6 protein-coding genes are annotated in these 7,188 nt (G+C 75.2%); 2 read left to right on the plus strand and 4 right to left on the minus strand.

Going from position 1 to position 7,188, the window contains the following annotated elements; all coding sequences use genetic code 11:
* Nucleotides 1–1,367, minus strand: a 1,367-nt coding sequence (locus ABZ495_RS18895; RefSeq protein WP_359836973.1) for a choice-of-anchor A family protein, incomplete at its 3' end; no start/stop codon positions are given.
* Nucleotides 1,368–1,501: 134 nt separating this feature from the next.
* Nucleotides 1,502–2,290, minus strand: coding sequence for a TetR/AcrR family transcriptional regulator C-terminal domain-containing protein (locus ABZ495_RS18900; RefSeq protein WP_359807473.1), 789 nt, complete (start codon nucleotides 2,288–2,290; stop codon nucleotides 1,502–1,504).
* A gap of 93 nt (nucleotides 2,291–2,383) precedes the next feature.
* Between ABZ495_RS18900 and ABZ495_RS18905 the strand changes: the two genes are divergently transcribed.
* Nucleotides 2,384–3,238 (plus strand): siderophore-interacting protein, encoded by an 855-nt coding sequence (locus ABZ495_RS18905; protein ID WP_359807476.1) that lies wholly within the window; start codon nucleotides 2,384–2,386, stop codon nucleotides 3,236–3,238.
* 332 nt (nucleotides 3,239–3,570) lie between these two features.
* Nucleotides 3,571–4,542, plus strand: a complete 972-nt coding sequence (locus ABZ495_RS18910; protein WP_359812449.1) for an alpha/beta hydrolase — start codon at nucleotides 3,571–3,573, stop codon at nucleotides 4,540–4,542.
* An 84-nt stretch (nucleotides 4,543–4,626) separates the two neighbouring features.
* Here the strand turns inward: ABZ495_RS18910 and ABZ495_RS18915 are convergent, their stop codons facing one another.
* Complete coding sequence (locus ABZ495_RS18915; RefSeq protein ID WP_359836976.1) at nucleotides 4,627–6,102, minus strand: VWA domain-containing protein; 1,476 nt, start codon at nucleotides 6,100–6,102, stop codon at nucleotides 4,627–4,629.
* Entirely contained in the window at nucleotides 6,099–6,971 is an 873-nt protein-coding gene (locus tag ABZ495_RS18920; RefSeq protein WP_329486104.1) for a MoxR family ATPase, read from the minus strand. Before ABZ495_RS18920 ends, ABZ495_RS18915 begins: the two co-directional genes overlap by 4 nt.
* Nucleotides 6,972–7,188 lie beyond the last annotated feature (217 nt).

Genomic DNA, 7,188 nt, shown 5'->3' on the forward strand with positions numbered 1-7,188 from the left:
AGGGGGCCGAAGACGGGGTCGGTGGGGAGGTCGTAGCCGGTGGGTGCGGTGGTTTCGCGCCAGTAGTAGGTGCCGGTGTCGACGGTGCGTCGGCAGGTGCCGTCGGCGGGGGTGGTGCAGGTGGCGCCGAGTCGGGTGTCGGGGTTGGTGCCGGTGGTCTGGAGGCCGGGGGTGTTGTTGGTCTCGTGCCAGAGTTCGAAGACGGCGCCGGCGAGGGCGGTGCCGGTGGTGGCGTCGGTCTTGAGGACGCGGACCTCACCGGTGACCGGCGGGGTGGTGCAGGAGGGGAGGTCGCCGTTGAACGGGTAGGAGTGGAACTCCTGGCCGCCGCCCCCGACGGGGAGGCTGGTGTGGGTGAGCGAGCCGGTGGTGAAGAAGCGGCCGTTGATCCCCGCGAGGGTGACGGTGGTCAGCGAGGCCTGACGGCCGATCAGGAAGCTGCCCTGGAACTGGCCGGTGCCGGCCAGGGTGACGGCGGTGGCGTCGGGGAAGTTCCACAGCAGGTGGTCGCGGTAGGCGTTGAGCGGGTCGTCGGTGTCGTTGATGCCGCCGCTGTAGGTGTTCAGGGCCCGGGTGGCGCCGAGGACGTTGACGAGGATCGTGGCGCCGGAGGGGATGCCGGCGAAGACGATGCCCTGCTGGCCCCCGGTCGGCCCGGTGAGGTCGAAGTCGACGTTGAACACCTGGAGGGCCGAGCTGCCGTCCCCGGTGAACAGGGTCTGCCCGCCCTGGTTCACGGCGGTGCCGGTCGGGGTGCGCGGCGTGCCGCCGACGCGGGCGTAGCAGTCGGACGCGGTGGTGAGCTGGTCGCGCAGTCCGCTGTAGGGCCGGACGGCGTCGGGGTCGGTGACCAGGGTCCCGGTCACCGTGCCGGTGACCGTGCCCGCGTGCCGGACCACGCCGCCCTCGGCGACCAGGGTCTGGCCGGGAGCGATGGTGATGCCGCCGCCGGTGGTGAGGAAGTCGGCGCCGTCCGGCGGGGGGACCCGGGAGCCGACGCCGGCGATGCCGATGTTGTAGATGGAGCTGACGCCGGCCTCCTTGGCCTGGGCGAAGCTGTCGAGGACGACCACGCGGCCCTCGGCCTCGGCGGCGCGCCCGGCGACCTGGAACTGGTTGCCGACGAAGATGTTGATGCCGTTGTCCCGGCCGGTGAACGGGAGGTTGTTGATCGACGTCGGATAGCTGGGCGGGCAGCTGCCCGGTACGCACGGGCCGAGGCCGCCGGGCAGCGGCGCCGCCACGGCGGGGACGGCCCCGGCACCGAGGGCGAGGACCGGCACCAGGGTCGAGAGCACCGTACAGGGGAGAGCCAGGGCGCCGGCCCGTCGGCGGACGCGGGTGAGCAGTCGGTTGAAGGAAGACATAGTCGAAGCGTCCGCCAGCTCGTGCGAACAGGGTGACCGGTGGAGCGCCCGCCTACGCTGATCGGTGACCGGGCGTACCCGCTCAGACCAACCGTCACCTGGGCAGCGGACAGTGCCGGTGGGCCCGCCGGGCGCTACGACCGGGCGGCGGCCGCCTCGACTCCGTCGAGGAGGACGGCGAGCCCGGTGCGGAAGGCCTCCCGGGTCCGTTCCTCCAGGTCACCGGCGCCGTCCCCGGCCTCGGGGGCGCCGCCGCCGCTCTCCAGCGCGGTCAGCAGTGGGAAGCGCTCCGCGAAGTCCGGTGCGAGGGAGGCGAGTTGGGTGGACCGCGCGTACCACCACTCCTCGTCGGCCACCCCGGTGTCCACGGCCGCGGCACGGGCCTCGGCGGCGGTCCGGGCCATTCCGCGGACCAGCTGCCAGAAGGCGGCGACCACGCCGCGCAGCTGTCGGGGCGCCAGGCCGGCGCCGTCCAGGATCCGCAGCACCGCCTCCATCGCGCCCAGCTCGGCCGGGCCGAGGACCGGCCGGGCCTGGGAGATCTGCAGGACCCACGGGTGCCGCAGGTAGCAGGTGAAGGCCTCCTCGGCCCAGGCGGTGGCGGCGGCCCGCCAGCCCTCGGCGGGGTCGTGGCCGGTGGGCAGCTCGGCGAGCACCCGATCGTGCATCAGGTCGAGCAGCTCGGCCTTGCCCGGTACGTACGTGTACAGGGCCATCGCGGTGCGGCCGAGCCGTTGGCCGACCGCGCGCATGGACAGTGCGGCCATCCCCTCGGCGTCGGCGACCGCGATCCCGGCCGTCACGATCGCGTCCACGCTGAGGGCGGGCTTGGGGCCGCTGCGCCCGGTGCGCGGCTCCTCCGGCCCGCGCCAGAGCAGGGACATCGAGCTGTGGGCGTCACCCTGGCCCGCGAAGACGGTCACGGTAGCGAACTCCTTATGCCGTAAAGTATCCTCGTCGAGGTAATCGCTTATGGCGTAAGGTTATCAGTGGAGCCGAAACCGGAGGGTCCGACGGTGGCATTGCCCGTCACATACATCCAAGTCGTCGCGGTCGAGCGGGTCACCCCGCGGACGGCCCGCATCACCTTCGAGGCCGATGCGCTCGACGACAGCGTCGGCCGCACCCCCGACCAGCAGGTCAAACTCTGCTTCCCCAAGCCCGGCCGGACCGAGCCCGTGCTGCCCGGCGGCGGCGACGATCCGATGGGCTGGTACCAGGCCTACCTGGCCGTCCCGGAGGACGAGCGACCGTGGATGCGCAGCTTCACCGTCCGCGGCCGGCGGCCCGGCACCCGGCGGCTGGAGGTCGACTTCGTGCTGCACGGCGACGGCGGCCCGGCGAGCGCCTGGGCGGACCGCGCCCGGCCGGGCGACCGGCTCGGCATGGTCGGCCCCTCCGAGCTGTACGCCCGGCCCGTCCCGCTCGCCACCGCCGTCGCCGGGGCCGACTGGGTCCTGCTGGCCGGGGACGAGACGGCGCTGCCCGCGATCGCCACCCTGCTGGCGGCGCTGCCCGCCGGGATCCGGGCGGTGGTGTACGCCGAGGTGGCCGACGAGGCGGAGCGGCAGCCGCTGGCCACCCCGGCCGACCTGACGGTGCACTGGGTGTACCGCGACGGCGCCGCCCCCGGCGGTCCGCTGACCGACGCGGTCCGCGCCGCCGACCTGCCCGGCGGTACGCCGTTCGCCTGGCTGGCCGGGGAGGCCTCGGCGGTCCGGGCGATCCGGCGCCACCTGGTGGAGGAGCGCGGACTGGCCAAGGCGTCGGTGGAGTTCGCCGGGTACTGGCGCCACCGGCTCACCCAGGACGACGCGCCCACCGCCGAGGACTTCGCCGACGCGCGGGAGAAGCTCGCGCAGGCCGGGTGACCCCACCCCGGGCGCGGCCGCGGGAGGGGGAATCCGGGGGTTCCCGCGGCGTTCCGCTGGGCAGGGTGGATAGCGACCGGTCGGACGTCATCCGTCCGGCGGCGGTCCGGACGGCGTGAGGAACAGGGGTGGGCGACGTGACCAGGGACACCGGCGAGGCCTTCGGCGGGCGGACCGGCGGCGGGCAGGTGGGCGGCGGGCGGACCGGCGGCGGGCAGGTGGGTGGCGGGCGGACCGGCGGCGGGCAGGTGGGTGGCGGGCGGACCGGCGGCGGGGCGGACGGCGCCGCACGCGAGGCCGGTTCCGCCTACGGGGACCTCGCGTACGGCGACATCACGCACCGCGACATCGAGGTGAACGGCGTCCGGCTCCACCTCGCCGAACAGGGGGAGGGCCCGCTCGTGCTGCTGCTGCACGGCTTCCCGGAGAGCTGGTACTCGTGGCGGCACCAGTTCGCCCCGCTGGCCGCCGCCGGCTACCGGGTGGTCGCCCCCGACCAGCGCGGCTACGCCCGCAGCGAGCGGCCCGCGGCCGTCGACGCCTACACCCTGCTCCACCTGGTCGGTGACGTCACGGCCCTGATCGCCGCGCTCGGCGAGGGGCCCGCGGTGCTGGTCGGCCACGACTGGGGCGCACCGGTCGCCTGGTCGACCGCCGCGCTCCGCCCCGACCTGGTGCGCGGGGTCGCCGGGCTGAGCGTGCCGCCGCTGCCGGTCTCCGGGCTGCCGCCGCTCGCACTGTCCAGGGAGCGGTTCGGCGAGGGCTTCTACCAGATCTACTTCCAGCGGCCCGGGGTGGCCGACGCCGAGTTCGCCCGGGACCCGGGCTCGACCTTCCGCCGCGTCCTGTTCAGCGGCTCCGGCGACCGCCCCGGCGCCGAGCGGCCGCAGGCCTGGGTCGTCCCCGACGGGCAGACGCTGCTGGACACCGTCCCGGAGCCGGAGAAGCTGCCGGACTGGCTCACCGAGGACGACATCGCGGCCTTCGTCGCCGACTACGCCGGGCACGGCGAGCACGCCTTCACCGGTCCGCTGAACTGGTACCGCAACATCGACCGCAACAACGAACTGCTCACCGCCTTCGCCGGGCGCGGCATCGACGTGCCCGCGCTCTACGTGGCGGGGGACCGGGACATGGTGTCGGCGCTGATCGGCCCGGACGCGCTGCGCGGGATCCTGGAGCGCCTCACCCCCAGGCTGTACGGGCACGTCACGCTCCCCGGCGCGGGCCACTGGACGCAGCAGGAGCGGCCGGCCGAGGTCACTGCCGCCCTGCTGGACTTCCTGCGCGGGCTGGACGGCTGACGCGCCCGCGGGCTCGGAACCGGAACCGGAACCGGAACCGGAGCCGGAGCCCGCGCCCGGCGGCGCCGGCCGCTCCCCGGCCGGTCAGACCGGGAGCAGCCGGGCGATCAGCTCGCCCAGCCGGCGGGCGTTGCGGCAGGAGTGCATCTCCACCACCTCCGCGTACGCGCTCGCCGCCGAGTCGCCGCCGCCCCACAGCGAGGGGTGCTCCGGGTTGAGCCAGTACACCCGCCGGGCCCGCCCGGCGATCCGGCGCAGGGCGGACAGGTTCGGGTCGCGGTGGTTGTTGCGGGCGTCACCGAGGATCAGCACGCTGGTGCGCGGGCCGACCGCGTCCAGGTGCCGGTCGGCGAACTCGCCCAGGGCGGAGCCGTAGTCGCTGTTGCCGTGATGGCCCATCACCTTGGCCTCGGTGAGGATGCGCCGCGCCAGCCCGGCCGGATCGGCCCCGCTGCCCGCCAGCAGCTCGGTGACCTCCGCGGTGCGGTTGACGAAGGCGAACACCCGGACCTTGCTGAACTGTTCGCTCATCGCGCGGACCAGCAGCATGGTGAAGTCGGCGAAGCCGGCCACCGAGCCGGAGACGTCGCAGAGCAGCACGATCTCCGGGCGGGCCGGCCGGCGCAGCCGGTAGGCGGGGCGCAACGGCACGCCCCCGGTGGACAGCGAGCGGCGCAGGGTGCGGCGGAGGTCGATCTGCCCACGGGCCGCGCGCCGCCGCCGGGCGGCCAGCCGGGTGGCCAGCTTCCGGGCCAACGGGTGGACGGTGCGGCGCAGTTCGGTGAGCTGGTCGCGGCCGGCCGCGAGGAAGTCGATCCGGTCGGCGCTGGGTGCGACGGCCCGTTCGGCGATCCGCTCGGTGCCGCGTACCTCGGCCACCCGGCGGCGGGCCTCGGTGCCGACCATGGCGCGGAAGGCCTGGACGCGGCGGCGGATCTCGTCGGCGAGGAGGCCGTCGGAGAGGTCGGCCGGGGTGTCCGCCGCGGTGCCCGCGCGCAGCGCCGCCAGGACGCGGGCCAGCAGGGTCTCGGGGGCGAGCCGGCCGAGGGTCTGGTGGGCGGACCAGCCGTCAGAGCCGGGTACCGAGCCGGCGCCGTAGCGGCCGAACGCGGCCACCGCCTCGCCGGCCAGCCGGGCCTGGGCGGCCCGGTCGTCGGCGGCGAGGGCGGCGGCGAGGCGCTCGCGCAGGTCCTCGCGCACGGGGTCGGCCAGACCGCGGGCGGCGGCCCGGGCGTCGTCGGCGTGCTCGGGGCCGTCCGGGGACGGGCCGCCGCGGGCCGACTCCGGGGCGCCCACCCCGAGCGGGAAGTAGAGGTCGAAGGTGGCGTCGTAGACGGCCCGCTGTGCCTCGGAGCGCAGCAGCGCGGCGGCCAGGCCGGCCCGCAGCTGCTCCCGGTCGGTGAGGCCCAGCACGTCGAGGACGGCCGCCGCGTCGACGGTCTCGGCCGGACCGGCCCGCAGCCCGTGCCCGCGCAGGGCCCGGACCAGCCCGGTCAGCCGGGCCGCGAGGTCGGCGGCCCCGGTGGTCGCGGCCGCCGCGGGGGCGGGGCGGTCCGTCATGCCGGGGTGAGCTTCCGGGTGGCCTTCAGGATGTCGTCCTGGTGCTTGAGGATCACCCCGAGGGTGTCCCGGACCACCGCCTCGTCCAGGGTGTCCGCGCCGAGCGCCAGCAGGGTGCGGGCCCAGTCGATGGTCTCGGCCACCGACGGCGCCTTGCGTAGGCCCATCGCCCGCAGCGCGCCGACCACCCGGACGAGCGACTCGGCCAGCGTCGCGTCCAGGCCGGGGACCTTGAGCCGGACGATCCGGCGCTCCAGTTCGGCGTCCGGGTAGTCGAGGTGGAGGAAGAGGCAGCGCCGGCGCAGCGCCTCGGAGAGCTCGCGGGTGGCGTTGGAGGTGAGCAGGACGAAGGGCCGCCGGGTCGCGGTGATGGTGCCCAGCTCCGGCACGGTGACCTGGAAGTCGCTCAGCACCTCCAGCAGCAGGGCCTCGACCTCGACGTCGGCCTTGTCCATCTCGTCGATCAGCAGCACGGTCGGCTCGTCGCCGCGGATGGCGGTCAGCAGTGGCCGGGTGAGGAGGAACTCCTCGCCGAAGATGTCGGTGCGGGCCTGGTCCCAGCCCTCGTCCCGGCCGGCGGTGATCCGTAGCAACTGCTTGGCGTGGTTCCACTCGTAGAGCGCGCGGGCCTCGTCGATGCCCTCGTAGCACTGCAGCCGGACCAGGCGTGCCCGGTTGATCTCGGCCACCGCCTTGGCGAGTTCGGTCTTGCCGACCCCGGCGGGGCCCTCGACCAGCAGGGGCTTGCCCAGGCGGTCGGCCAGGAAGACGGTGGTGGCCACCGCGGTGGAGGCCAGGTAGCCGGTTTCGGCCAGTTGGGCGGCCGCGTGCTCCGCCGACTCGAAGAACCCCGTGCCGTCGCCGCCCATGTGCCCCACTTCCGTCGGTCCGTCCGTGCAGCAGCACCCTACCGGCCGGTCACTTCGCCGTCCCGGGGCTCCGGCGAGCACGGGTCCGAATCCGCTTCCGACGGGACGTCATACGCCTCGTCGATGATCCGTGACCGAATCGAGGGCGGGAGTCCAGCCACGCGGGCGGGGCGGTCCCGAGCAGGGGGGAGCGGCGTGCGGCAGTCATGACTGCCGC

Origin of the sequence: Kitasatospora sp. NPDC005748 (assembly GCF_040630735.1) — a bacterium.
In the GTDB taxonomy this organism is placed as follows: Bacteria; Actinomycetota; Actinomycetes; order Streptomycetales; family Streptomycetaceae; genus Kitasatospora.

Bases quoted from the DNA above. Each gene is read 5' to 3' on its own strand.
- ABZ495_RS18920 (WP_329486104.1), bottom strand. From the start codon at position 6,971: ATGGGCGGCGACGGCACGGGGTTCTTCGAGTCGGCGGAGCACGCGGCC.
- ABZ495_RS18915 (WP_359836976.1), bottom strand. From the start codon at position 6,102: ATGACGGACCGCCCCGCCCCCGCGGCGGCCGCGACCACCGGGGCCGCC.